Source organism: Exiguobacterium sp. s131 (assembly GCF_018617345.1).
Taxonomy (GTDB): domain Bacteria; phylum Bacillota; class Bacilli; order Exiguobacteriales; family Exiguobacteriaceae; genus Exiguobacterium; species Exiguobacterium profundum.
In genome coordinates this window covers 349,484-375,693 of sequence record NZ_JACSJX010000001.1, presented here as the reverse complement: position 1 = coordinate 375,693, position 26,210 = coordinate 349,484, and the positions used below count along the sequence as shown (strand labels likewise).

26 protein-coding genes are annotated in these 26,210 nt (G+C 49.8%); 6 read left to right on the top strand and 20 right to left on the bottom strand.

Going from position 1 to position 26,210, the window contains the following annotated elements; genetic code table 11:
- Positions 1-108: 108 nt before the first annotated feature.
- From KNO69_RS02040 to KNO69_RS02020, 5 genes are all read right to left on the bottom strand, one after another.
- On the bottom strand, positions 109-1,953 hold the full coding sequence (locus KNO69_RS02040; protein ID WP_214815700.1) for a methyl-accepting chemotaxis protein: 1,845 nt from the start codon (positions 1,951-1,953) through the stop codon (positions 109-111).
- A gap of 124 nt (positions 1,954-2,077) precedes the next feature.
- Entirely contained in the window at positions 2,078-2,290 is a 213-nt protein-coding gene (locus tag KNO69_RS02035) for a DUF2922 family protein (protein WP_031422462.1), read from the bottom strand.
- A 27-nt stretch (positions 2,291-2,317) separates the two neighbouring features.
- Positions 2,318-2,530 (bottom strand): hypothetical protein, encoded by a 213-nt coding sequence (locus tag KNO69_RS02030; RefSeq protein ID WP_214815697.1) that lies wholly within the window; start codon positions 2,528-2,530, stop codon positions 2,318-2,320.
- 26 nt (positions 2,531-2,556) lie between these two features.
- The gene (locus KNO69_RS02025) at positions 2,557-2,697 is read right to left on the bottom strand and encodes a YvrJ family protein (RefSeq protein ID WP_074035951.1); all 141 of its coding nucleotides are present in this window, start codon (positions 2,695-2,697) and stop codon (positions 2,557-2,559) included.
- Between the two features lie 68 nt (positions 2,698-2,765).
- On the bottom strand, positions 2,766-2,975 hold the full coding sequence (locus tag KNO69_RS02020; protein WP_012727210.1) for a hypothetical protein: 210 nt from the start codon (positions 2,973-2,975) through the stop codon (positions 2,766-2,768).
- Between the two features lie 321 nt (positions 2,976-3,296).
- On the opposite strand from KNO69_RS02020, the gene KNO69_RS02015 reads away from it, so the two are divergent.
- Positions 3,297-3,722: a MerR family transcriptional regulator gene (locus KNO69_RS02015; protein WP_074035947.1), complete on the top strand. Its 426-nt coding sequence runs from the start codon at positions 3,297-3,299 to the stop codon at positions 3,720-3,722.
- Positions 3,723-3,793: 71 nt separating this feature from the next.
- Here the strand turns inward: KNO69_RS02015 and KNO69_RS02010 are convergent, their stop codons facing one another.
- The 3 genes from KNO69_RS02010 to KNO69_RS02000 are packed head-to-tail and all read right to left on the bottom strand — an operon-like array spanning position 3,794 to position 6,731.
- The gene (locus KNO69_RS02010; protein ID WP_074035945.1) at positions 3,794-4,138 is read right to left on the bottom strand and encodes a YxeA family protein; all 345 of its coding nucleotides are present in this window, start codon (positions 4,136-4,138) and stop codon (positions 3,794-3,796) included.
- Positions 4,139-4,150: 12 nt separating this feature from the next.
- The gene (locus KNO69_RS02005; RefSeq protein WP_214815694.1) at positions 4,151-5,983 is read right to left on the bottom strand and encodes an ABC transporter permease; all 1,833 of its coding nucleotides are present in this window, start codon (positions 5,981-5,983) and stop codon (positions 4,151-4,153) included.
- Entirely contained in the window at positions 5,970-6,731 is a 762-nt protein-coding gene (locus tag KNO69_RS02000; RefSeq protein ID WP_159562873.1) for an ABC transporter ATP-binding protein, read from the bottom strand. The genes KNO69_RS02005 and KNO69_RS02000 overlap by 14 nt, the downstream gene beginning before the upstream one ends.
- 106 nt (positions 6,732-6,837) lie before the next feature.
- On the opposite strand from KNO69_RS02000, the gene KNO69_RS01995 reads away from it, so the two are divergent.
- Positions 6,838-7,527 carry a response regulator transcription factor gene (locus KNO69_RS01995; RefSeq protein WP_214815691.1) on the top strand — a complete coding sequence of 230 codons (690 nt, stop codon included), beginning with the start codon at positions 6,838-6,840 and terminating at the stop codon, positions 7,525-7,527.
- 12 nt (positions 7,528-7,539) lie between these two features.
- On the top strand, positions 7,540-8,913 hold the full coding sequence (locus tag KNO69_RS01990) for a sensor histidine kinase (protein WP_074035937.1): 1,374 nt from the start codon (positions 7,540-7,542) through the stop codon (positions 8,911-8,913).
- A 94-nt stretch (positions 8,914-9,007) separates the two neighbouring features.
- On the opposite strand, the gene KNO69_RS01985 is transcribed toward KNO69_RS01990, so the two are convergent.
- On the bottom strand, positions 9,008-9,661 hold the full coding sequence (locus KNO69_RS01985) for a hypothetical protein (RefSeq protein WP_214815688.1): 654 nt from the start codon (positions 9,659-9,661) through the stop codon (positions 9,008-9,010).
- Positions 9,662-9,742: 81 nt separating this feature from the next.
- Complete coding sequence (locus KNO69_RS01980) at positions 9,743-11,590, bottom strand: sensor domain-containing phosphodiesterase (protein ID WP_214815685.1); 1,848 nt, start codon at positions 11,588-11,590, stop codon at positions 9,743-9,745.
- Between the two features lie 281 nt (positions 11,591-11,871).
- Here KNO69_RS01980 and KNO69_RS01975 point away from each other — a divergent pair, with 281 nt between their 5' ends.
- Together KNO69_RS01975 and KNO69_RS01970 are read left to right on the top strand one after the other, a co-directional pair.
- Entirely contained in the window at positions 11,872-13,644 is a 1,773-nt protein-coding gene (locus tag KNO69_RS01975; RefSeq protein WP_214815682.1) for a C40 family peptidase, read from the top strand.
- Between the two features lie 112 nt (positions 13,645-13,756).
- A complete protein-coding gene (locus KNO69_RS01970; RefSeq protein ID WP_214815679.1) occupies positions 13,757-16,453 on the top strand; it encodes an EAL domain-containing protein in 2,697 nt (898 codons plus the stop codon).
- Between the two features lie 10 nt (positions 16,454-16,463).
- Here KNO69_RS01970 and KNO69_RS01965 read toward each other — a convergent pair whose 3' ends face one another.
- Positions 16,464-17,192, bottom strand: a complete 729-nt coding sequence (locus tag KNO69_RS01965) for a DUF3784 domain-containing protein (RefSeq protein WP_214815675.1) — start codon at positions 17,190-17,192, stop codon at positions 16,464-16,466.
- A 97-nt stretch (positions 17,193-17,289) separates the two neighbouring features.
- A complete protein-coding gene (locus tag KNO69_RS01960) occupies positions 17,290-18,531 on the bottom strand; it encodes a UDP-glucose dehydrogenase family protein (protein ID WP_214815671.1) in 1,242 nt (413 codons plus the stop codon).
- A gap of 104 nt (positions 18,532-18,635) precedes the next feature.
- Here KNO69_RS01960 and KNO69_RS01955 point away from each other — a divergent pair, with 104 nt between their 5' ends.
- Complete coding sequence (locus tag KNO69_RS01955) at positions 18,636-18,896, top strand: hypothetical protein (protein WP_214687439.1); 261 nt, start codon at positions 18,636-18,638, stop codon at positions 18,894-18,896.
- Positions 18,897-19,041: 145 nt separating this feature from the next.
- On the opposite strand, the gene KNO69_RS01950 is transcribed toward KNO69_RS01955, so the two are convergent.
- Genes KNO69_RS01950 through KNO69_RS01915 form a run of 8 tightly spaced genes read right to left on the bottom strand, consistent with a single transcriptional unit; the run spans position 19,042 to position 26,190 of the window.
- Positions 19,042-19,458: a GNAT family N-acetyltransferase gene (locus KNO69_RS01950; protein ID WP_214815668.1), complete on the bottom strand. Its 417-nt coding sequence runs from the start codon at positions 19,456-19,458 to the stop codon at positions 19,042-19,044.
- On the bottom strand, positions 19,458-20,396 hold the full coding sequence (locus KNO69_RS01945) for a glycoside hydrolase family protein (RefSeq protein WP_214815665.1): 939 nt from the start codon (positions 20,394-20,396) through the stop codon (positions 19,458-19,460). Before KNO69_RS01945 ends, KNO69_RS01950 begins: the two co-directional genes overlap by 1 nt.
- Positions 20,393-21,367 carry a glycoside hydrolase family protein gene (locus tag KNO69_RS01940; protein ID WP_214815662.1) on the bottom strand — a complete coding sequence of 325 codons (975 nt, stop codon included), beginning with the start codon at positions 21,365-21,367 and terminating at the stop codon, positions 20,393-20,395. Before KNO69_RS01940 ends, KNO69_RS01945 begins: the two co-directional genes overlap by 4 nt.
- A gap of 39 nt (positions 21,368-21,406) precedes the next feature.
- The gene (locus KNO69_RS01935; protein ID WP_214685923.1) at positions 21,407-22,105 is read right to left on the bottom strand and encodes a WbqC family protein; all 699 of its coding nucleotides are present in this window, start codon (positions 22,103-22,105) and stop codon (positions 21,407-21,409) included.
- 14 nt (positions 22,106-22,119) lie between these two features.
- The gene (locus KNO69_RS01930) at positions 22,120-23,100 is read right to left on the bottom strand and encodes a glycosyltransferase family 2 protein (protein WP_214815659.1); all 981 of its coding nucleotides are present in this window, start codon (positions 23,098-23,100) and stop codon (positions 22,120-22,122) included.
- Positions 23,101-23,142: 42 nt separating this feature from the next.
- A complete protein-coding gene (rfbB, locus tag KNO69_RS01925; RefSeq protein ID WP_214815656.1) occupies positions 23,143-24,195 on the bottom strand; it encodes a dTDP-glucose 4,6-dehydratase in 1,053 nt (350 codons plus the stop codon).
- Entirely contained in the window at positions 24,101-25,072 is a 972-nt protein-coding gene (rfbA, locus tag KNO69_RS01920) for a glucose-1-phosphate thymidylyltransferase RfbA (protein ID WP_214815653.1), read from the bottom strand. The genes rfbB and rfbA overlap by 95 nt, the downstream gene beginning before the upstream one ends.
- Positions 25,069-26,190 (bottom strand): DegT/DnrJ/EryC1/StrS family aminotransferase, encoded by a 1,122-nt coding sequence (locus KNO69_RS01915; protein WP_214815649.1) that lies wholly within the window; start codon positions 26,188-26,190, stop codon positions 25,069-25,071. Before KNO69_RS01915 ends, rfbA begins: the two co-directional genes overlap by 4 nt.
- Between the last annotated feature and the right edge of the window lie 20 nt (positions 26,191-26,210).

Here is a 26,210-nt window from a genome sequence, read left to right as displayed (position 1 = left end):
CTAATTTGTACCAATAATTTGAAATTCATTTACGTATTGACCTATCTTTTTATTTTCCGAGGCATACATAAAAAAAGAACCAGACATCTGCCTGGTTCTGAGACTTGCTTATAGTTTGAATTGCGCCACGCGATTCGAGAGTTCGGTCGCCCGTTTTTCCGTTTCGCCCATCTTCGCCTGAACGTCGTTGAAACGCTCGACCGAAAGTTGGACTTTCTCTGAGATGGACTGCGTACCGTCCGCGCCCTCTGTCACGGTCGTCGCCACTTCCTGGATGACCCCAAGAATGTTGTCCGTCATATGGCGAAGTTGAAGCGCATTACCTTCGAACGTCTTCGCCGTCTCACCGAACACCGTCGCATCCTGTTCATATTGCGTTGCGGCATCTTCGAGACGGTCGTAGTCGGCCATGACTTTCGTGTTGAGGAACGTCAACATGTCTGCCGAGCTCGTGTTGAGTCGTTCGACCGAATCGATCACCGTGTTCGACACGTCGCGAATCTCGTTGACCGTCTGACGTGAGTTTTCCGCCAATTTGCGAATCTCGGATGCGACGACCGCGAAGCCGCGACCCGCTTCCCCTGCCCGTGCCGCTTCAATCGATGCGTTCAAGGCGAGCAAGTTCGTCTGGTCAGCAATCGCGAGAATGGCCGTCGTCAAGACCCGAATCTCTTCAACCGACTGGGCTCCTTTGATGGCTTCCGCGAGTTCGACTTGTTTCTTCTCGATAATCGCCACGGCTTCTGTTTTCGAGACGACAGCTTGTTCCCGCATCTCGTGTGCTCGTGTCTCAACACGATTTGCTGTTTCGGCACTCTCATTGGATAAGTCGACGATTGAATCGATTGAACTTCCCATCTCGGTCGTCGAAGCGCTCATTTCTTGTGAAGAGGCTGCCGTTTCTTCCATCCCGGCCGTCAATTCTTCGACCGTACCCGACGTCTCTTCCATATAGTGACTGAGTCGTGTCACTTCAGCGGATACGTCTTTTGAAGACGAGAGGACGACTTTCGCCGTCTCATCGACATCGATCATGATTTCACGAAGTGTGGCGAGGAACGTGTTGAACGAACGACTGACTTGTGCAATCTCATCATTCGACGTGACCGGAATCGTCATCGTCAAGTCGCCACCTTGTGTCGCGAGTTCATCAAAGCGTGTCTGGAGCGTTTGCATCGGTCGAATAATCGAGCGTAACAGGCTGAGTCCGAGGAATAAGAGAATCACCACGGCCCCGACCGTCACGGCAATCAATGCCATAAGAGACTTCATGAATTCACTTTCCATGTTTTGTCCGACACGTTGCGACCCTTCCGAGTTGTAGTCGACAAGGTCCGCTAGTTTTTGTGTGAAGTTGTCATATGTAGATTTGGACTGCGCATCATAGTATGAGCGGGCCATCCCTGTGTTACCCGTTGAGCTGAACGTCAACATGTTGTCCGAGACGCGTTGATACATCTCCCATTGACGCGAGAAATTCGTAAAGAGTTCCTTGTCTTCTGCGTTCACGGCTCGTCCTTCATACTTCGGTGCAATCGTATTGATCTCGTCACGAATCTCTTTCATCCGTGTCATCAGTTCTTCTTTTTGTGCCGCATCCTCCGTCACGATGTGATCGAGCTCGAGTGTTCGATAGTTCGCGGCGAGTGTGTTGAGTTCGTGAGCGTAATCGAGCCCTTTATTCCAATTGTTGACGATATCGTCCGCTTGACGGTTCGCGTCACTCATTGAAAACAGTGCGTAACCACCGACGCCAATGACCATGACGAGCGATATGATGACGAGCCCCCATAATTTTTGACGAATCGTTAAATTCTTCCCGATGTTCGCCCCGAAAGATGTCGTGCGTTCACGCTTCTCTCCGCGCTTCCATTTGAGTGTCGGTTTCCACGTCCATGTCGGTTTTCGTTTGATCCGGCTCAATGCCTTAGACCATGTTGATTTCCATGCCATCTATGTATTCCCCTCTCAATCATGCAGTGTTTCCTATACTATCGACAATTTTCAGAAAATAATGAAGAGAATTGACCAAACTTAAAAAAGGTGACTCAAACTGCAAGAGTCACCTTTCAATCAATTACTTCTCACTTAATACGGTCTGCGTACCTTCAATCATCTTGATTTCGGTCCACTCCATCACGTTCTTTGCGAGCGGATCGTTGGCGACCATGAAGTCAGCAAGCGCTTCTACTTTCTGGGCGTCGACCGGTTGTTTCACGTTATTCAAGCGGAAGCGTACGACCTTGTGGAATGCATCTAAAAATGAGATTTCAAGTTTTGTGTCAGTCATGGGTTATTCTCCTCCTTAAGATGTGGGTTAGACTAAATCGTATTCACGGACGATGCCGAGGTCTGCTCCCTCTTGAATGACGAGATCAATCAAGAGACGACCGAACACATCAATCGTATCTGCCGTCAGGTCGGCACGAATCGGGCCGAACCGTTGTGCTTTTTTCGTCGGTTTCGCTGTTTGTACGTCATGATGCGTCGTCAAAACGAACGTTGCTTTCTTCTCTGTTAAGACAGCCATGGGGGATGGCTCCTTTCAATAGGGGATTAGGTTTCTGATGCGGTCGAGGTATCCATCCGTTCGAGCAGCTGGATCATACGATCGAGCTTCGTCTCAATCCGATGAAGCAAATAGAGCGAGACAACGATAGGGAACCCCAAATTTGAGATGAGTTCGGGCCAACTCATGTGACCACCTTCTCATCGTGCCGAGGATTGGCAGCGGGACGAGTGAGGTTTTTCATAAGTCCTCCCTGTTAATACACTAGAAATTCTTGGGCCACGACGTAGTTGGCGGATTCCACATCAATCAGTGCCTTGATCAAGTCACCAAACTGTTTCATCCGTGCCTCATCCATCCGACTTCCAAGCGGTCCATAGCGGACGAGTTGCTTTTTCTCTTTGCCGTCGAGTTGTCGTCGGGTGTCCAAATAAAGCATCGTCGCCGTTTCTCGATATGCTGCCATTTGTCTCACCTCCTTCGTCCTTATTAACCGCTTACAAGGTCAAAGTGCTCATTCTATTTTTCTATAACAATAAGTGACGATAGTCCTAAACTATCTGAATATTTATTCATTTTTCAATTTCTGTCTACTTTCTTGAGTTTTCATATTAAGTAGGGTATCTTAATCTTCGGCAGACAGCATTCAAAAATACGTCAAAAGTACCATGATTTATTCCCCACATTTGAAAAAACTGTAAGTTAAATTCTTGTAAATGGGGTACGATACGTAGGAGGGCATTTTTTTGAATTTCACTAGTCAGTCTTGAAGAAGGAGACATACACGATGAACAGCCTAGACCTCGCAAGCTTTGCCTCAATTCCTTCCGCTCAACACGACTTCGACCAAGCCGACCTGACGTTTTCAGCGACCGAATGGGATACATACCGACCGGAACAGGGAAAACTAATTTCGTATAAAGAGCAGCATCTAATGGTCTATCCGCTCAAAGAATTGAGTCGCGCCTTTAGCGTGGCCGGCATCCCACGCAGCCAACAGCAATTGATCAAATGGGAAACAGATGGCGTCTTGCCACCGACCCCATTTACGTTCGGCCGGAAGCGATTCTATACGGAAAATCAGATTCGTACCATTGTCGACATCGCACTGGAATGCGGATTGCGTCCACGAACACATGTGAAGAAAACAAACTTCTCTGAATTGGCGCATCATGAACTAACGTACATACTCAAACTTGAACTTCATGCCTAGGAAACTCCTCTCGTCTGAGTAGGCAAAAAAAAAATCATTCGTCATGATGTTCGTGACGAATGATTTTTTTCTTACAACTTCTCAATGACTGGACGAGGAAGCTCTTCCCGTTTCACTTCGTCGTACGAAGTCACGGTATCTTCATCTTTGACATAAAGACGTAAGAACGCCCCCTCCCGAAGTTCTTTCCCGGCGGTAAAGGTGACTTCTTTCTGGTCACCTTCCTCCGTGAACGCGGATTGTGTATAAATGTAACGCTTCATCACGTCGCCGTTCTCGAGCGTCGTCTCTTCTACATCCGTCGCTCCTCCGATTTCAACGAAAAGGTTATCCTTCCCAATTCGATTCCAATCCACCTGCGTTAATCCAACGACCAATACAATCGCAACAATTGCAATTCCAATCCATTTTTTCATATTTTTCTCTCCTTACCGAACCGCCGTCATAAAGCGGCGAACTGTGATGCCATAATAGACCGCATAAATGGTCGTATAGACGCCCATCCACGCGAGAACCGGTATCGTGAAATTCATGCTCAACAAGTTTGAAAACGCGATGAGCGCCACGGTCGCATGAAGAATCCCGAGCGCGAACGGGGCGAGAAATACGACGATGATCTGTTGGCGCACCGTCCGGCGCACGTCCCGATCGGATATCCCGATTTTCTGTAATATCGCATACTTCGCCCGGTCATCCTCTGCCTCCGTCATCGTCTTGAAGTAAATGACGCTACCTGTTGCAACGAGAAAGACGAGCCCAAGGAATGTTCCGACAAAGAGGAGCGCCCCGTTCATTGCCATCGTCTCGGCGTACACGTCCGGTGCACTCGAGAACGATTCAAGCCCGAGTCCCGCTAGACGCTCAGATTGTTCGCGCTGATCTTTGAACGACTCCGTGAGGGCAACGTGATACGTCTCGCTCGGCTCCGTCATCGTTTTGAACATGTCGTCGGCGACGACGAGGAACGACCCACCGAACGTCATCACGTTGAGCGGTGATTCTTCAAGACGCGTCGACACGTCAACCGTCTGTCCTGACAGTTCGACCGATTCAAGATTCTCCGAGTAACGTTCGTCATAGAACGGGTCGACCCATACGACCTCATCCTGTCTGAACGGTGCCGGCTCTGCCACGCCGAGACCTTGCAGAAGATGGCGATATGTCGATTCATCGATGACCCCGAGCTCACGCTCTCCGTATTGCGCTTCCGTCCGAATCGTCTTTTGTTCGACACTTGATTCGAACGTCGCTCCGTTCACCTCGACCGCATCCCCTTTCCAGGCATACGTGTATGGTGTATAAGAGGCGACATTCTCTTCCGCGTAGTAGTAGACGCTAAAGATGGCACCTCCTGCCGTGATTGCTGTCGCGCTGATGATGCTGATCAACGTGAGCGTCTTCGCGTTCCCGCGAATGCGATAGAGGAGCTGTGACGTCGTCAACAAATTGAGTCGTTTCCACGACCAGCGTTCGTTCCCTTTCAACCATGTCAATGCAAAAATCAAGACACTGTGAAAGAGAAGCGCAGACCCGATGACACTCAATCCGATAATGAGAAGCGGCATCGCGAGTCCGAGCATTCGCCATAGCGATGACGTCATCAGATCCTGAAGCGCGAGCCAGTACGCCGCTCCAATTGTGAGCACACCTGTGAGTGCGACCCATCCTTTCGCCGTCGGAACACTTTCCCCACTCTTATCCGCATGAAACAGGTCAATCAACTTGAAGCGATAGATGACGCGGTACCCTTGGAATGATGTGAAAAGGAAAATAGCAAGAAAGATAAGGAACGTCTCGATGAATGCCGACGCAGAGAAAGCGAATCCGATGTTCAAGTCACTGTCCATCAATCGCATCAACAGTTGCAAAAGCGCATTCGACCCGAACAGGCCGAGCACGATTCCAACGACCAAGGACACCGCTCCAATGACGATATTCTCAAACAAGAGCAAGAGTCCAATCTGTTTCTTTCGGACCCCGAGTAATGAGTAGAGCCCGACCTCTCGCTTACGTCCTCTCAAAAAGAAGGCGTTCGAGTAGGCGATAAACAAAGCAACGAACAACATGAGGATGAACGTCGACGTGCTCATCAACCCGCTGATCTTTTGCGATGTTTCCGCAAGCGCACTGATTTCATGACTGTGCTTGAGTGTCGCGAACGTGAAGTAGATGACGATAGAAAAGATGGTCGTCCCGACATAGAGTGCGTATCGCGACAGATTCCGTACGACGTTTTTCTTAGCGAGCTCAAATAGCGTCATCGACTGCACCGCCTTTCGCGAGCTCCTCGAGGATTGATTGGTAGAATGCGTCTCGTGAGGCGTTGCCGCGAATGAGCTCTTTCTTCAACTGTCCGTCTTGAATATAGAGGACTCGGCGGCAAAAACTTGCGGCAAAGGCGTCATGCGTCACCATCATGATGGTCGTCTCCGCTTCATTCAACCGAGCGAGGGTATCTAAGAGATCGGTCGCCGACTTCGAGTCGAGCGCACCAGTCGGCTCATCGGCAAAGATGAGTTTCGGGTCCGAGATGAGCGCCCGACAAACAGCCGTCCGTTGTTTCTGTCCGCCTGAGATTTGATACGGGTACTGCTCGAGGATCCCTTCGAGTCCGAATCGTTTCGCTAACCGTTCGACCTTTGCGCGTGTCTCATGAACCGGCGTCTTCGAGACGGCGAGCGGGAGCAACATGTTTTCCCGGACCGTCAATGAATCGAGCAAGTTATAGTCCTGAAAGATGAATCCAAGATGGTCACGTCGGAAATCGGCAAGCGCCTCCTCATTCATCGCCGCAATGTCATCGCCTTCGACTAAAATCTCACCCGACGTCGGTGTATCGATTGTCGCGAGGACGTTGAGCAACGTCGATTTCCCGGCCCCGGACGGCCCCATGATTCCAACGAACTCCCCATGTTCAATGGTGAAGGAGACGTCATCGAGCGCTCGAAACGTCGCGTCCCCTTTCCCGTATGTCTTTTGAATCGCTTTTACTTGTAATAATGTTTCCATGTTCAGCACCTCTTTCTGTCCCTTACATTACGCCCTCTGTCTTAACTCCAACTCACGCGTACCTTACAAAATCCTTACGTGATATGCTTAGAAAGAGGTGATGACGATGGAACAGCCACGGATTCTCATCGTGGATGATGAACAAGATTTATGTATATTGATTCAACGCGCGCTTGAAAAAGAAGGATTTCATGAGATTCGGATCGCTCACACATTGAAAGACGGATTTGATGTCTTCGAGACGTTCCGCCCTCACTTGGCGATCTTAGACGTCATGTTACCTGACGGAGAAGGCTATCAGCTCTGCCAACAGATGCGAGCGCAGTCCAACATCCCGATCCTCTTTCTCTCTGCCAAATCGGAAGAGGTCGATAAACTACTCGGTCTCGCCATCGGTGGAGATGACTACATCACGAAGCCGTTCAGTCCAAAAGAAGTGGCATTCCGTGTAAAGGCTCAGCTCCGACGGGTTTCAATGATGGAAGCACCAATGCCCGAGACGACGACCGTCGGCCCCTTTCAAATGAATGAAGACGAGACGGAAGTGTATGTGAACGGGGAACGATTGGAGTTGACGGCTAAAGAAGTCGGTCTTCTCGCCTGCTTTTTACGCAACCCGAACCGGATTCTCAGCAAGGAGACGCTCTTCACGCAAGTGTGGGGTGAGTCATTCTTCGGATCCGACAACACGGTCATGGTCCACATCCGACGTCTCCGTGAAAAGGTCGAACCGAATCCATCTGATCCGACATATATCAAGACGGTCAAGGGACTTGGCTATCGGTTGATGGTATAAGGAGCGATCATGATGAAATGGAAACTGACCGGTCGCTATTTGTTGTCGATTCTCCTTATTGTCGCGCTCGTCGTCTTCTTGAACATTACAATCTTATTCGGCCTCCTTATCAATGACCGAACGGGACTGGATGATGTCGAGAGCAACGCCGGGGAGACCTTCACCCGAAATTTCAGCACCTATGTATCGCTTGAGGACGGTGAACCCGTTGTGTCAGAAGCCGGGCGGGAAGCTCTTCGCCAAACGGGTGCATTCGTCCGCTTTTTAGATGAGACGGGACGTGTCGTCAGCGAGGTCGATGCCCCGAGTGGATTACCAGACGCCTATTCTCCGATTGAATTGATTCAAATGTATAAATATATGGATGATGACCTCCGACTCTACTTCATCGGGGAGTATGAATCGTACAGCTATCTCATCGGTGTGCCGGAGGCAAATGAGCGTCGGGTGCTCTTTATGTTAGACGAACAGGCAGTCCTTTCGTATATCACGAAGGCGTTCTTCTGGATTCTCGTTGTCGATTTACTTGTCGCCGCCTTGATCGGTTTATTGTTCAGTTCACGATTGACGCGCCCTGTATATCGCTTGACCGAACGGATTCAACAGCTGAAGCAACGTGATTTTTCGACTACCGAACCGAAGCAGTCAGGGATTTACCGTCCTGTTTTCTATGATTTGAATGCCGTCTCACAGACACTTAAAACGTATGAACGTCAGCGCGAAGAACTCGAAGAACGTCGAAAAGAGTGGATGAGCAACGTATCGCACGACCTGAAGACCCCGCTCGCCTCCATCCAAGGCTACGCCGAACTACTTGATGATGATTCGTTAGATGACACCGAGCACAGACAATACGTACATGTGATTGAACGACAGGCTAAGTATATGAAGGAACTGCTCGACGATTTCAATTTGACGATGCGTCTGCAACACGGCGATTTCCCACTTACGCTCGAAGAGACAAACCTCGAGCCGTTCGTTCGTGAGCTCGTCATCGACGTGTTGAACGATTCTCGCTTTGGGGAGCGTCACATCGAGTTTGAGGCGACTCAAGCAGCGACCGTCTCGCTCGATCGTCACTTTATGAAGCGAGCCTTGCTCAACTTCTTGTATAATGCTCTTCTCCATAATGACGATTCGGTGCACGTGACGGTCCACATCGAGGGTGACGTCGTGACGATTGGAGATGATGGAAATGGGATTGCAGAATCCGAATTGCCTTATATCTTTGAACGCTATTACCGAGGCACGAATACAGACGACGCACGCGGAAGTGGTCTCGGCATGGCCATCTCACGGGACATCATCGAAGCCCACGGCGGGAAAATAGAAGTCGACAGTGCACCGGGACACGGCACCACAATTCGAATCACATTCATGACATAGCAAAAGGGACGCTCAGGCGTCCTTTGCAGACTATAGACCAAAAAGCACCTACTTCATTTCAACGCGAATAAAGTAGATGCTTTTCTTTTTATATTTAAAAAGGCAGAAACGACAGGATGCCAGTTTCTTTAAAAATGAAGAATATGATAACCGTAGAAACAGTTAAAATGATTCGACGTTCTGTTATCTTAAAAAATATTGAATAAAGCACAACCGCAGTCACAAGATTAAATCCACTTTGAATATCGATACCAAAGTAGTGAATACGTACTTGAGCTGCTTCAGTATTAAATAAGAGATCTGGAAGAAAATAGTAGCCTTGTTTGAATAGAAAGGCAGTAGGTATTGAACCTAGAATAGCGGCGCCTATCCCTCTTTTACCGGCATTCCAAATGATTAACGCATAGACAGAGGATAGGACTGCGATAGTTAGCCATATTCCAAATAGTTGATAAGGTAAGAATCCTAAGTTCAAATAGAACATTAGGTAATAAGCTAAAACTGTGGAAACAAGCAAAATAATTGAATGAATGGAAGCGTTTAATCGTGACTTGCTAAACACAGCTACTAATGTCACTAGGAATAGCCAAAACTCAAGTGTAGTATCAAAATCAATCAAAGGGGAACTACTCGCATATTGATCTAAGCAGCCCAAGAAAATTCCCAATAACCCTAACAAGATATAATTCTTGAATTGGCTAAAAAAAGTAATTTCATGAGTTGACTGTTGTGGCGTTGAGCTATTCATATGTATTTGAGTCCCCAATCTAAACTTTAGGTAAGTTATAAGAGTGAAAGATATTGATATATACCATTCTAAAAGGGACGCTCAGGCGTCCCTTTTCTGTGTCGTATAGTCAACAATCCATTCTTCAAGTTCTTCAAGCGGTAACGGTCTAGAGAAATAATAACCTTGCATCTCGTCACAGCCGAGTTCGCGTAACGCGTTCCACTGTTCAAGCGTCTCGACGCCTTCGCACACCGTCTTCAAATTCAAGCCACGTGCCAGATCGACAATCGATTCGACGATGACGTTGCCGGTCGGGTCATTCTCGGTCACTTGAATGAACTGGCGATCGATTTTGATCTCATGAATCGGATAATGCTTCAAGTAGACGAACGCCGAGAACCCTGTCCCGAAGTCGTCAATCGAGATGGAAAAACCTTCTTCTCGGAATGCAACAAAACGATCGATGACGTGTTTCTGGTTCTCCATCCCGACGCTTTCCGTGATTTCTAAGGTCAAATAACTCGTACTGACCCCTTCTTCCCGTGCGATTTGGGCAAACTTTTCGACGACCCCTTCGGATAAGAAGTGACGCGCCGATAAATTGAGGGCGAGTTCATACTGGTCTCCCCGCTCATGCCAACGTTTGAGGTGGCGACAAGCGGTCACGAACGCCCATTCCTCTAAGTCGATGATGACACCCGTTGATTCCGCAAGCGGAATGAAGTCGAGCGGCGGCACGAGACCTCGCTCTGGGTGATTCCAGCGCATCAACCCTTCAAACCCTTTCAGTTTACCTGAGGAAGCATTCACTTTCGGTTGGAAATACAGTTCAAACTGACCTGATATCACACCAGTACGTAAATTCATCTCTAACAAGAGTCTCTCAGATGCTTCTTGCGCCATGGCCTCTTCAAAAAACTTGATGACCCCACGTTTCTCATCTGATTGACCTGCAACGACACGTGTTGTATGAATCATATCCAAAGTAGATCGACTTTCATGTTCAATGGAGATGAATGCGCTCGTCGTCAGTACAACGTCTAATTCATTGACTCGATATGGCGCACGCGTCACTTGCTCGCATAAATGTTCTGCAAACGAACGTATTTTCCTCCGTTCCCCGTAAGGTACCCAAATGACAAATCCCGATTGCGAGGTACGTGCCATCCTAGATTCATCGATTACTGCTCGTAGTCGTTTCGCCATTTCTTTCACGATCAAATTCGATGTTTCGGTTCCAATCGCATCCTCAATAGACCGAAAATCGTCTGCTCGAATATATAAAACTGCTCCTAAAAACCCTCTCGCTTGTTGACGTAATTGATCGACTTCCTCGACAAATGCATATTTGTTCATCAAACCTGTCAGTTCGTCCGTGTAGGCTAACTGATGAATCCGTTCATCCACAAGCTGCCGGTCAAGCCGGAAGTACAGGATGGCAATAAAATCCGCAAGTGTACTCACAATCAATTCTTCAAGATAGTTCCACTCCCGAGGCAGAAACGTCTCGCAACAAATCACACCTGTGGCACGATTGTTTGCATAAATCGGAGCGTCTAGCATGGAGTACACACGCTTTCCTTCTACAAAGTACTCTTTGTACAAGTCCTTCACCCATGGATGACTGCGAACATCCTCAAACGAAAGGATTCGCTCTGTTTGAAGCGCATCAAAATAGTCAGGCGCGAGTTCACGATGGACCGTCAACTTCGGATGATGTGTCCCTGATTCGTGAGAATAAGCGACTTGACATGAAATAGATCGATGCGATGTATCAAAATGCCAGATCGAGACTGTATCGACTGCCAACATATCGGCGACAATCTCACACATATACAGAATTGCCTCCTGCACCGTTTCTTCCGTTACAATCGGCATCCGTACGAGCGCGAACAGTTTCTCTTGATGCTTACGATATACTCGGTTTGAAAAGTTGTTCTCGATCATCAGTCTGCTACCTCACCCATTTAAGTTTGACCTAATGATAGCATGAATCATCCGATACAGCGTTTTCCAAAATTCAACAGAGAGTCAATGCTTGCTTCGTTTTTAAATAAACAAAATTTGAATTTATTCCCATTTATAAATTATTGACCTCCTTTTTAAGAAAGTGGTGTGAATTGACCCTTTGTCCCATTGATTGTCCTTTTCCTCTCACCGTACAATGAACTTGTATTGTTTCATTTGTTGAATTGTTTCGTTCTCACTCTTTGAAAGGATGTGACGCTATGAATCCAAAGTCTGGTCTCACCTATTCATTCGCGGCACTTGCAGCGGTCAGCGTGCTTGCCCACGCAGACGAAGCAGCAGCGGCGAGCACACATACGGTGCGTTCGGGTGATACGTTATGGTCGATCAGTCGGTCCTATGATGTGTCCGTTGCGACGATTAAATCGTTGAACGGTCTCTCTTCCGATAGCATTCGCATCGGTCAAAAACTAAAGCTCACAGGCAGTCCCTCTGCTGCGACAGGTGGTTCCTCGTTAACCACGGCGAGTACGAACCGCGTCACGACGACACACGCATTGAACATGCGCGTCGCGGGCGGAACATGGCATCGCGTCCTCTTGACGATTCCAAAAGGTACGACGCTCACGTCGATTCAATCAAACGGTTCATGGACAAAAGTCAGTTACGGTGGACAGACCGGATGGGTGCATAACGACTATTTGCAAAAGGCATCTATGTCTAGCAGTACCGACAAACCAACAACGGTCACACCGAGCTCGACTACAGCTCAAACGAAAGCCAACTTGAATCTGCGTTCGTCGAAGTCTACGAAGACGACCGTATTGCTCACGATTCCAAAAGGCAAAACCGTGACCGTCTTATCTGTCGAAGGGTCATGGTCGAAAGTGAAGTATGGGTCGAAAACAGGATATGTCGCCAATACATATTTAACAACATCAGGAGCGGCGACACCGACAACACCGAGTACAGGACAATCGATCAATCAACAATTCACTACGACGGCAAACTTGAACGTTCGACAAGGTGCAGGCGTCGGTTATCCGCTCGTCACGACTATCCCGAACGGAACCGTCATCAAAGCGACGAGACAGTCGGGCAGTTGGTACTATGTCACGTATAATGGGAAGTCCGGATACGTGAGCGCCGGTTACTTGAAGCAGACGTCCACGACACCGAGCAATCCGGCTCCGAACGAAGGCGATGCCGGTGCTGGTAATGCGGCTGTCGATTATATCGTCAACACACCGTCCTTGAACGTACGTTCGAGCGCATCGACGAGCGCGACCATCATCGGGAGTGTCAAAGCAGGACAGACGTTGCGCGTCGTCCAGTCGTCAAAAGGCTGGCTTCAAATCTATTACGGGAATACGGTAGGATTTGTCGCCTCGGCTTATGTGAAAACCGTCCCGAAAGGTTCGGCAGACGGCCCGTCTTGGGTTGAAGGTTCTTATGATTCGAATTCATATTATACGTACTATCCGACATCGATTCGGTCACAGGCGAACGAGTCGAGCAGCACGGTCGGCTCGACACTTCGGGGAGAACTCTTGAACGTGATCGGAGAGACATCGACCCACTATCGTCTCGCATCAGGATTCGTCGCAAAATCAGCCGTCACTGAAATCAAAGGGCAAAGTGCCCAAGCTACTAGGCTTTCGACCATCGATGTGGCAAAACGCTTCGTCGGCACACCGTACGTATGGGCATCATCAAGCCCGGCAAATGGTGGATTCGATTGCTCAGGACTTATCTATTATGTATTCAATCAATCCGGCGTCAGCATCCCACGGACAAACGTGGCTAATTATTGGGGTGGCGCTTATTTCGGACCTCAATTGCCCAAGTCATTCGTCCCGCAGGCCGGTGACCTCGTCTTCTTCGAAAACACATATACCGCCGGACCATCGCACATGGGTATCATGATCAATTCCGATACGTTCATCCATGCCGGTTCATCCGGATTAGGATACAACCAAATCAGTAAAGAACCGTATTGGCAGTCACGCTTAATCGGTTATAAACGACCGTGACTTTGGTCACGCTAAAAAACCCGACAAAAGTCGGGTTTTTCTTTCGTTTTGCAGGATTTTTATCGCCTGACCCGAATTCGGAAGTATGATGAAGGAAAAAAGGAGGTGCCGGATGGGCCAACCCCGTTTTGCAAAAATTCCATACCGTACCTACACGATGGTGCTCGCGATTGCTTGTCTCATCGGTGTCCTGTTGTTTGGACTTGGCACGAGTTTTTATTGGCATGAAAAACAAGAAGCCATCGACCAGACGATTACGAATTTGAATCAAGCGGCAGACCTAGCTGGTGTCGAAGCATACGTGTCTCTGTTCGAGGCGGCGACCCGGTATGAGGAGCAGTCGAATCAGACGACATCCTTCCTCTCCACACCGTACAAAGAACGGGCACTCCAATACAATGAGCGTTTATTGAACGACTTTGAGGACGGTGTGAACGAACGGGAACGGGAGACGCTACAGACGTTTTCAAATGAGTTGAATCAAATTCTCGAGGCAGAACAGTTCGAGGCGGTCCCAACCGATGTCATCAGTTCCATCAATCGACGATGGCTATATCAAGCACTCGAGCAAACGAATCAATCGAATGCGGCATACGAACTGACTGATGCTATCATGCGAATGCAATCGATTCTTATGCGGAATCGTGAAGCCCTCTTCCGTAACCCGATTGATGCGGATCAACTCACAAACACCGTGGACATGATTGTCGGCGAAGCAAAACTTGTTCAAACCATCATTGAATCGAATGAGACACTGCAGTCGAAAGCGGTCATCGACGTGGCGGAAAGCGGGCAGTCCTTTGCGAATATGGCGAATCGCGAGGCGTCTCTAGAAGCTCGTTACGTCAATTCAACGAATGTCTACGAGGACGCCTATGGTGCCCTTCGTTCCATCCGTTCGAGTTCTGAGACGATGCTTCAAGAAGAAAGTAAGCATTATCAAGTCTTAGCCACCACTTCATTCGTGGTGACGTTGCTCTTATCTCTCGGACTCTTATTCCTGCTCTACTATACACGCAATCGTTACAATCACGATTTGGCGCATCTCAAGGCACGCGCACTCGCCATCGACCCTAGCCTAGAACCTGTCGAAGCGATGTTTCCGAAAACACATGATTTCCGAGGGATCGAGGACGAGTTACGCGAGATTGCCACGAGTGTCCATTCGACTGTTCATGAACTTGAAAATCGTTCGCAAGATCTCGTGCGCTATCACGAACGTTGGTCGTCCCTCTTCTCTGAAACGGGACTCGCCATCGCACTGATGGATGACTCGTATAATTTAATTGAGCGCAACGAAATGTTCCGACAGTTTTTCGGTGATCGGAACTTATATGAGATTAATCAATTGTTCACCGAGACGGGTCGCCGTTTGTTTGAACAAGCGCTCGAAGGTGTGACTGAACATGGGACGAGTGCCCAGTTCATCATTCATCTGAAAGGGGAACACCTCCGTTATCTGAATGTGAAACTGACGCCGCTCAAGCGTGAGGAAAAGTTGACGTATTACCTCATCGTCGAAGATGAGACAGACCGGGTCGAACGGGAACGGAAGGTCGACCGTCTCGTCCGTTTCGACTTGGCGACCAATCTCTATAACGAATACGGTTTTATTCGCAAGTGGGAAAAGCAAGAGATTGACGGTGCATTTGTCCTTATCCGGATTCATGACTATCATCATCTCGTCGATTGGTACGACCCTGCGTATGCCGATTTGCTCATGATTGAGTTTGCGCGCGCCGTCGAGTCCCGTCTTTCGAAATATGCCCAACATCTCTTCGGTCGATACCGAGACGACACGTTTATGCTGTATGTCAAAGGCTTCTCGTACGAGGATGAGCACGAGCTGTTGGAGCTCTTCCCGACAGAAGTGACAATCAACCATAAACGTCAAAATGTGCATATTCAAATCGGGGCAACTGAGACGGAATCGACTTACAACGATTGTCTGTTCAAGGCGATGAAGGCGTTACAGCACGCCAAAGAGACACGTACCCCTTCGGTTTGGTATGACTCGGAAATTTTAGCCCAGATGCAACTCGCCGCATTGATTGAACAAGCGCTTCCGGACGCCATCCGAAAAGGAGAATTGACGGTCGCGTATCAACCGCAAGTCGAATTGAAAACCGGTCGCGTCGTCGGCGCGGAAGTGCTCGCTCGTTGGACACATCCTGACATCGGAGTCATCCCACCGAACGAGTTCATTCGCATCGCGGAACGTTCCGATCAAATCTTATGGCTCTCACATAATATTCTCGATCAGACGATTTCCCAGCTCGTCGCATGGCAAGGGACTTCATTTGAAGACATCTCCTTGTCGTTCAACTTGTCGGCCCATTCGGTCGACCCTTCCATCGTGGCGAAGCTTCGGGATTCGATTGAGGTATACCCGTGGCTACCTGACCGCTTGAAGATTGAATTGACCGAGTCCTCGGACATCATGTCGTATGCGAGTGAACTCGAACGATTAGAAGACATCTCCGACCTTGGTTATTGCCTATCAATCGACGACTTCGGGACCGGATACGCCTCATTCGAAGCGATTTGGCACCTACCGATTCAAGAAGTGAAGATTGACCGGATGTATGTGAGTGGAAAGGCGAAAGAAAGTACGTCCTTCTTACGTGCCGTTTCTCGCTTCGCGAACGAGCAACAGCTGACCGCTCTCGCCGAAGGGATTGAGACCGAAAGCGACCTGTCACGCATGCTTCGTGAAGGAGTCGAACTCGGACAGGGCTTCTACTTCTCACCCGCCCTGGACGCAGCCTCATTCGAATCATGGGTCAACAAAAAGGGACACTCGCATTGAGTGTCCCTTTTTAGTGTGAACGAATGTCCTCATATAACTGCCTCGTTTCTTTAACCGAAGACTGATTGAGATAGATTGTTTTGTCTGACCAATCGAGTCGGATCATCGGCTCGACATCACGGTCGATAAAGAGGAGCACATCCTCCCCTGCTTCCGTCCGAAAATGTCCGGTCAGACGTGTTCCCGTATCTGCTCCGTTCGTTCGACGCGCGATATCCGGCAATGTCGTCCATGTCACGTCTTCCACTTCATCAAACGGGACCTCACGACCATAACTGCCTTCAATCACGATCGCCTCATCCGTCACGATCACCTCAGTCGGTTGACTGAACCAAAACATGAGCGCCGGCACACCGACGAGTAAGACGACAGAGACGATGATGATCGGAATGAGACATTTTTTCCCATCTGGTCTCAAGCGCCCCGCTCCATCGTAGATGTTACCGTCATAGCGCTGCATCCGCCAAAGCATCCCGACAATGAATACCATCAGGGCGAGAAAGAACGGTTCGAGCGGAACGTTCCAACCAGACAGTTCGATGAGCGCAATGATGAGAAAAAGCGCACTAATCCCGTAACACATCCAGGCAATCAGTCGCGCCACTTTTTTGATGTCGACCCGCTCCTGTTTCTCTTTCGACATTGTATTGTATCCAGAGATCAAGTGATACCAACCGAGCCTGTCAACCGCGAAGCCTAACGCGATGACGATTCCTGCTGCTAGAATGAGAATCCACATATGCCTCGCCTTCTCTCCTTTCTATACGCCATGACTGCTACAAAAGATTCACGTCTCGCAAAAACAGGACCGCCTATATGAGCGGTCCTGAACAGTTTTAGTTTGAAGTCGGTGTGTTCGACGGACGTTGCATCCGTCCGATTCCTTCGTATGATACATCGCCCGGATCGCGTGCGAACTTCCATGCGTTTCGTGCATCGATCAATCGACGCTGGCGCATGCCGTTGAAAGCATTCGGTGCCAAGTTCACGATCTCATCCCATTCTGTGACGAGAATGGCATAATCGGCTCCCTTCAGCGCCTCTTCGACCGTCGTCGCTTGCGGATAGTCCCACGTCGCAATCGGGTCATACCCGATGACGTCCACGTTACGGGCCACCATGTGGTGGGCGAGGAGAATCGATGGGGCATCTCGCATATCGTCTGTTCCTGGTTTGAATGCCAAACCAAGGATAGCCACGCGCATGTTCGGTTCAACGTTCAATTTCGAGAGCACGTACTCGATTTGCGTCTCATTCACTTTCGTCGCCGCCCGGATGACACGTAGGTCGATCTCGTTTTCACTCGCGACGTGCAGGAGTGCGTTCATGTCTTTCGGGAAGCACGAACCTCCGTACCCGATGCCCGCGTTCAAGAACGAACGCCCGATTCGCGGATCGAGTCCCATCCCGTCCGCAATCGTCGAAATATCAGCGCCAGCTTGATCGGCTAGACGTGACAAGTCGTTCATGAAGCTGATTTTCGTGGCCAAAAAGGCGTTCGAGGCGTATTTGATGAGTTCTGCATTGATCGGTGTCGTACAGATGAGCGGAACGCCAAGGCGGCCGTAGATTCCTGCCAAGTCTTCTGCAACTTCGAGATTTACACACCCGATGACGACACGGTGTGGTTTCATGACATCTGCGAGCGCGCGTCCTTCTTGTAAAAATTCCGGTACGATCGCAAACGTATGAGAGGGATACATGATGTTCAGTAAGTCTGTCATGCCGGGCGGGACCGAGCTACGAATGACGATTTTATGCTTTGTGTTTAGTTCCGACAAGACTGCTTCGATATAAGATAAGTCACAGCTTCCATCCGACTTGCTCGGTGTCCCGACCGCAAGAATCAAATAGTCGACCTGCTCCGTATCCGCGATTCGGCTTGTCAGGGTGATCTGGTCGGCGTGCTCTTGCAACACCTCTGCCATGCCTGGTTCATGGAATGGCGGGTGTCCACTCATGAGAAGACGTAGCTTCTCTTCGTCCGCTTCAACCCCGATGACGTGATGACCGGCTTTTGCCAAACCACAAAGTGTAGCCAATCCAACGTATCCTAAACCAATAATTCCAAATTTCACATCAGTTCCTCCTTCAATCATCTTTTATAAGCGTACCGAAACACGCCGAAGAAGTGAAGCTTCTAACACTCTCTCGATGTTCTTTGCTATAATGAGTCAAAATGATGGGTGAAAGGACAAACCGCATGGGCTTAATCGCTTTCTTCTTAGTGACATTGTTCGTTTATTTTTGGCTTCCGGTCCGGGGGGGACTGAAAACCTTTTTGCTAGTCTTGATCATGGTGAGCGGATGGCTCTCCATTTTTGAACTCGTCTCGATTCTCGAAGCCCGTCCATGGGTCATCGCGCCAATCCTGATCATCGTTGGATCGATGATTTGGAAAGTACAACGCGACCGGAAACGAGAGCTCAAGAAAAGTGTTTGACCTCGGTCAGGCGCTTTTTCTTTTTATCGTATTCGATAAAGCTTATCAGTTTCCTGCATTCATCAAAAAATCCTCGTACGATGGACGAGGATCAGCTTCGGTTTGTATTTAACTTTCTTATTCTAAAATACGAGAGAGATGCGTTTCATAATACACTCTCCATGACGAGCACATCATCGATTCGGTCGAGCTCGCTGAAGCCGTGTCGCATGTAGAAGGCAATCGCCCGTTCGTTCGTTGCCTCGACGTGCAAGTGAATCTTCCGTTTGTTCGCCTTAACCGCTTCTTCGCATAACGCTTCCAGTAAGGCGTGTCCACTACCGGACGGCGCTTCCGGCAACACGCAAATATGGCTTATGAAGACGATGTCCGTATCCATGTATGCTGCGATTAGCCCGACGAGACGCCCGTCGTTCCAAATTTCATACGACGTTGCCCGTTCGTAGAGCTTCAAAGCGTATGGCTCTAGCGCTACCCGCTCCGACAGCTTGGTCGGGAACAGATGATCACACGCCTCAAGATGCGCCACATAGTCAGAAACCGTCCCTTGGTCGCGAGTCATCATACATCCTCCAAGACAGCGACGCCAAATCCATGTCTCCCAAACTCGTTCCCGTTATAAAGGAGGTAGTGCCGACCGTCCCACTCGAAGACGTGCGGGTAACATTCCATGTCCGCATCCCATCCGTCGGAACTTCGCTCGAATCCGAGTGCCGAATCATCACGCGTCCAGTCCAACAGATTTTCCGAATAGGCGTAACCTAATCGATATCCGCGTAACGGGTCGGTCCGAAAGCCAAAGGTGTCTCGATAACAAAAAATCATATGATAGCGTCCGTGCGCTTCGAACACGGTCGGAAGCGCCTGACTCTCGTCCGCAATCGTATCCGAAACGATTCTTCCGTGACGCTTGAACGTCTGTCCATCTTCTGACGTGGCGAGCGCAATCTTATAGGTCCGTTCCTGGACGCCATCCGGACCCTCTTTCCATGTCGTCCCGTAAATGTAATACATATAGCATTGTTCCCGTGTGACGACAAATGGGTCGCCGACGAGAAACGGTTCCTCGATGCTTGCCGATAATACCGGTCCGTCGCCGAGCCGTTCGAACGTCTCCCCCTCATCCCGACTGACAGAGAGGCCAATCCCCGTCTCGACCGACACCGAGTCACGACGGCTCCAGCCACTCGTATAGCCACAAAGCCCATCACGCGTCCGCGTGACGTGAAATGGGAAGATCCCGTGTTCGTCGAACGTCCCCCGTTTTCCAAGGGGGATGATCTCATCTGTGGACACGTCGATGATGTTGAAATCACGTGTCATGTCCACATATCGGACGTGGCTCTTGAACATGTCACCGTCCGGTTCACGGGTCGAGAAATAGATGCGCACAAAATCCTCGAAGACGAGCGCCTGAGGGGACTGGGCGAACGAGGAGTACTCCCCGAAAAATCCATACGGCGCCGGGTCGAAGATGTGTCCGAGTTTCTTCCACTTCATCTCGCTCCCTCCTTGCGCTCCGCGATGCCGAATCCTTCTCGTCCGACTTCATTGCCCAAGTAAAGTAAATATCGTTTTCCGTTCAACGTGAACGTATGGGGATAGGCAACCATCTCGTCATCGAATCCTGATTCTGTCCGCGAGAACTTCATCACGTCATCGTCACGCGTCCAATGGAGGAAATCCGGAGAAGAGGCATATCCGATTCGATACGTCCGCTCGGGATTTTTCCGATAATCGGTCGCGTCGCGGTAACAGAAAAACATATGATAGCGTCCATCCTCATAAAAGACGTCTGGACTAGCCTGCGCTTCATTCGGAAGTACGCTTTCGATTAAATCTCGTCCTGCCTTCACCCACGTGACCCCGTCCTTCGACGTGGCCAACCGGATTTTATACACCGGTTCCGGACGTTCGCCATCCATGATCCACTCTCGTCCGGCGATATAGAACAACACCCACGTGTCCTGAAAACGTCGAATCTTCGGTCCGCTCAAGATGAAGGGTTCGTCTAGCGTATACGATAGGATTGGTCCTGGACCGACGCGCTCGAACGTACGTCCGCCGTCCCGACTGATGGCTTTTCCGATATTCACATTAAACGGAACGGACACCGTACGCGTCCAGCCCCCGTAATAGGCATGCACCTCATCCTCGACCTCAATCGCCGAAAACGGATAGACACCAAACTCGTCGAACGTCCCACGTGCACCGAGCTCCAGTATCGGTCGTTCACTCACTCGAAGAATCGAGAAATCCTCTTTTGCGACATCCACATACCCGCTGTGACTGACGTAGCGTCCATCGATCGGTTTCGGTCGACAGCTGAAATAGATCCGCAAATAGGTATCGCGTTCCAACACACAAGGTCCTTGTGCGAACGCATCCATCCAGTCGAGTGATGCGTCTCGCTGAGGGCTGAAGAATAGACGTCGATTGGTCCATTCAAATGATGTGTTCAACGTGTTCATCCCCTTTCCTCTAATCGTTGCGTCCTCTATCTCGCCCGATTAGACGAGCGTATAGGCGTGGAGCAATTCACGCACTTTCGTCTTCGAATTGAACATCAAGATATCGATGATGGACAAGTTGGGTGTGAACGGATGACCAAATTGAGCATATTCCACCGCATCCATCTGGATAAAATCAAGCGGCACCCCGGATTCCGCGAAACGCTGTTTGTCATAAAGTTCCCGCCCGCCAATCGCATTGATGTAATGCGAGGTACGCAAATGATGACAAATCTCGAGCACCAGTTGTTCACACTTCAGCGACTTGTCGTAATCGAGCGAGGAGGCGACCAATAACTCCGTATCCATCTCGAGATAGTCACGCACTTCCGTCAATAACGTTTCTAGATAAGTGGCGACATTGCGTTCTTCATTTTTAATGATTCGTTCCACCATCGGCATGACGTCGGCATAACTTGGTGCGCGTTGATACGCATGGTGCAATAAGCGCAGTTGATAGCTCTCATGAACTGGATCGAGAATCCGTTCATGCTCACGGATCGTACGATGTTGTGTCATATGATCGATTTTCAGATGGATCGGTTTGATGTGTCCCTCGACCAAAATGCGGTTTCGATGAATCCATCCTCGTTTCGCAAATTGCACATGGTCCAAGATGACGAACTGGTCCACCGCGTTCATCAATTGAATATAACCAAGGTATGGGAAGTAGTAAGGTTGCATGATCCCTAATTTCATTTGAGCCGCCTCCCTTAGCCGAGCTGGAACGAGCGCATGCGAATCAACCACTCCATCAAGTGCGGATGTCGTACCATCAAGTAGGGACGTAGCCGCTCTCTCCCGACGAAACGCTCCACATATTGGTCATATCGGGGTGACTTCAGCGCTTGAAAATCTCGTCGGAGCCGATGCAAGCCGACCTCGAACGATAAGCGAGAAATTTCGATTTCTTGATGAAATCTGCCATTCGTATAGGAATCGAACGCATCCATCATTCGGATGAACGCCTCGATCCGCTCGATGTCGCGCTCCCTGTTTCGTTGACGCCACTTCGTGGTGACCGACCCGGACACACCGAATCGATATACGCTCATCACCTCAGGCATGTAGTAGGCGTAACCTTGGCTTGCGACGTGCAGTTTTAGCGCGCCATCAAATGCGGGTGTATCGCCAATCCAATCTAACACATTGTCTGTCAGTCCATTTCGGTACAGCATGGACATCGTCGGAATGAAGCCGAGTAGCTGTAACTCCCCGGCATGATAGGTCCGCGGCTCCGTCGAGGCATACTTTCTGTTTTCAGGCATCCACGGGATGACGCGCCATCCGGTATGGAGTGTGTCGTCCGTTTCGACATACGCATCATGAAAACAGAGCGTACAGTCCGGATGGGCTTCCATATAGTCGACTTGTTTCTGCAATTTATGTGGGTCGGTCCAATAGTCATCCCCGTCACAAAGCGCGATGTACTTGCCACGCGCCCTCTCTTCGTTTAACAGATTCACCATGATCCCTTGAGAATATTGGTTTTCCGTTTGATAGATGACCCGAATGAGGTTTGGGTGCTGTTCTTCATATTCGCGCACGATGTCCGCCGTCCGATCCGTTGAGGCATCCTCATGAATCAGGATCTCGAAATCAAAATCCGTTTCCTGCATCAAAAATCCTTCAATCGTTTTGGCGATGTACGGTTCGTGGTTATACGTGATGCAGTCGATGCTGACCATCACCATGTCGATCCCCTCCTTTCCCCGGGATGATAGAACGACTCAGACTTAGGAAGAATAGATGTCTTGATAATAAGTTTTATACGCTCCCGAAACGATGCGCTCGACCCATTCCGGATGTGACCGGTACCATTCAATCGTCTCTTCGATTCCTTGTTCAAAACTGTAGCGTGGCACCCACCCGAGTTCGTCTTGCATTTTCTTCGCGTCAATGGCATAACGGCGGTCATGGCCAGGGCGATCCGTCACGAATTGGATGCGGTCATCAGGTAAGTCAAACGCTCGTAAAATCGTTCGGACGAGCTCGAGATTCGTCTTCTCGTTATGTCCGCCGATGTTATAAACTTCTCCGACCTGCCCCTTTTGTCGAACGAGATCGATGGCTTCACAGTGGTCTTGCACATGTAACCAATCCCGGATATGTCCTCCGTTCCCATACACCGGAAGCAGTTGATCGGTCATACAATGGTGCACCATGAGCGGAATCAGTTTCTCGGGGAATTGATACGGACCGTAATTGTTGCTGCAACGGGTGATCTTAATCGGTAAGCCATATGTCTCATGATAGGAACGAACGAGCAAATCGGACCCGGCCTTCGAGGCAGAATAAGGACTGTTCGGGGCGAGGGGGGTCTCTTCTGTAAAGAACCCCGACTCCCCGAGCGACCCATACACCTCATCCGTCGAGACATGGACGAAACAGACATTGTCTCGATAGTCTCGACTGTATTTGTCATCCGGGTACCGTTTCCAATGCCGCATGGCCACATCGAGCAACACTTGTGTACCCAAGATATTCGTCGAGAGGAACAACTCCGGCTCAAGAATACTTCGGTCGACATGCGATTCCGCTGCAAAATGAACGACTTCGTCAATCTCAAAGAGAGAGAACAGTTCATCAATCGCTGGACGGTCACGGATGTCTACTTTCCGAAACACGTAGAGCGGGTCGTGCTCGAACGCTTGGACGTTCTCTAAATTGCCGGCATAGGTCAACGCATCGACGTTAACGATTCGTGACGTTGGATGTTTCTCCCGAAAGTGTTTTATGAAATTTGAACCGATGAACCCGGCTCCGCCAGTCACTAGGATCGTATGCATTGGTCTGTTCTCCTTCCTCTAGAAGCGATATCAAATACTGTCCGTAATCGGTCATCTTGAGCGTCTGACCGATGTCGGCCAATTGCTCTCGCGTGATGAACCCACGACGCCACGCAATCTCCTCCAGACATGCGATGTAATAGCCTTGCCGTTCCTGTACCGTCTGTACGAAGATGGAGGCTTTGATCATCCCCTCTGGCGTACCGGTATCGAGCCATGCCATCCCGCGACCGAACAAGACGACGTTCAACTCGCCTCGTTCTAAATACATTTGATTGATTGACGTGATCTCAAGCTCACCGCGCGGGGACGGCTTCACTTGTTTCGCGAACTCGACGACCTGATTGTCATAAAAGTAGAGCCCCGGTACCGCATAATTGGATTTCGGGACCACCGGTTTCTCTTCGATGGACAAGACGCGTCGATCCGCATCGAACTCGACGACACCGAATGCCCGTGGATCCTTGACCGGATACCCGAACACCGTCGCGCCTGACTGCCGCTCTTTCGCATCCTGTAAAAAGCGCGTCAAGTTCGGACCATAGAAGACGTTATCCCCTAAGATGAGGCAAACCGAGTCGCCCCCGATGAACGATTCTCCTAAGATGAAAGCATCCGCGAGACCGACCGGACGCTCTTGTACTTGGTACGTAATCGAGATTCCGAGTTGATGCCCGTCACCGAACAGTCGCTCATACCCGGAGATGTCTTTAGGGGTCGAGATCAATAAAATCTCCTTGATGCCGGCGAGCATCAACACAGACATCGGATAATAGATGAGGGGCTTGTCGTAGATCGGTAATAGCTGTTTCGAGACTGCTTTCGTCATCGGGTAGAGACGCGTCCCGTTCCCACCCGCTAGAATGATCCCTTTCATCGTTCATTCCCTCCTTCAAGGATTACGTCACAAATGCGGTCAACCATCTCCATTGTCATGTCCGGATACAGAGGTAACGTGATCACCCGATCCGAGACGTATGTGGCGTTCGGTACGGATGCGTCGAATGCGTAGCAGGAAAAATCGGTCACGAGCGGATAGAAGTACTTCCGGGCGAGAATCCCATGTTGCGCTAAGTATGCCATCGTGTCATCGCGCGCCGCTCTCCCTTTCGTGACGAGAACCGGATAGTACGCATAGTTGGACTCGGTCCGTTCATTCCGAAGGTTCAAGCGCAGAAACGAAGCATCCCCTAAACGGGTGTCGTATCGCTCGACCAAACGTTTCCGCTTTTCAATGTCGGCATCGATCCGTGGGAGATTGCACCGTCCCATCGCCGCCTGAAACTCGTTCATCTTGGCGTTGCCCCCGACCGATTCGACGGATTCTGGTCCGGTGATCCCAAAGTTGACGGCTTGATGAATCGCTTCGACGTAACGGGCATCCCGGAACGTGAGCGCGCCACCCTCAATCGTGTGAAACACTTTTGTCGCATGAAAGCTGAACATCGTCAGGTCGCCGAACGTCGAGACGTCGCGCCCGTCGTGCCGGACACCGAACGCGTGCGCCGCATCGTAGAGGACATGGAGCCCATGGCGTTTTGCGAGTTGTTCGATCGCCTCCACGTCACATACGTTCCCATACACATGAACGGGTAGGATGGCCGTCGTCCGTTCCGTGATCAACGCCTCGATTTTGTTGACGTCAATCGTGTAGTCGATGGGGTTGATGTCACAAAAGACAGGGGTGATCTGTTTTCGGATGAGCGCGTGCGTCGTCGAAGCGAACGTGAACGGCGTCGTGATGACCTCACCCGTCAACCCGAGCACATCAATCGCCGTCTCGAGAGCCAAATGACCGTTCGTCAATAGGGAGACATGCGGGACGTTTAGACGTTGCTCTAACTCTTCTTCTAATGCCCGCACATGCTCGCCACGGTTGCTCAAGTGACGCGACTCCCAAAGGGGGCGAATCATCTCGACATACGTATCAAAATCCGGCATACTCGGTCGTGTGACGGGAATGACGGCATCTGTTTCTACATTTGAACCACTCATGGTGAAATCACCCCTTTTCC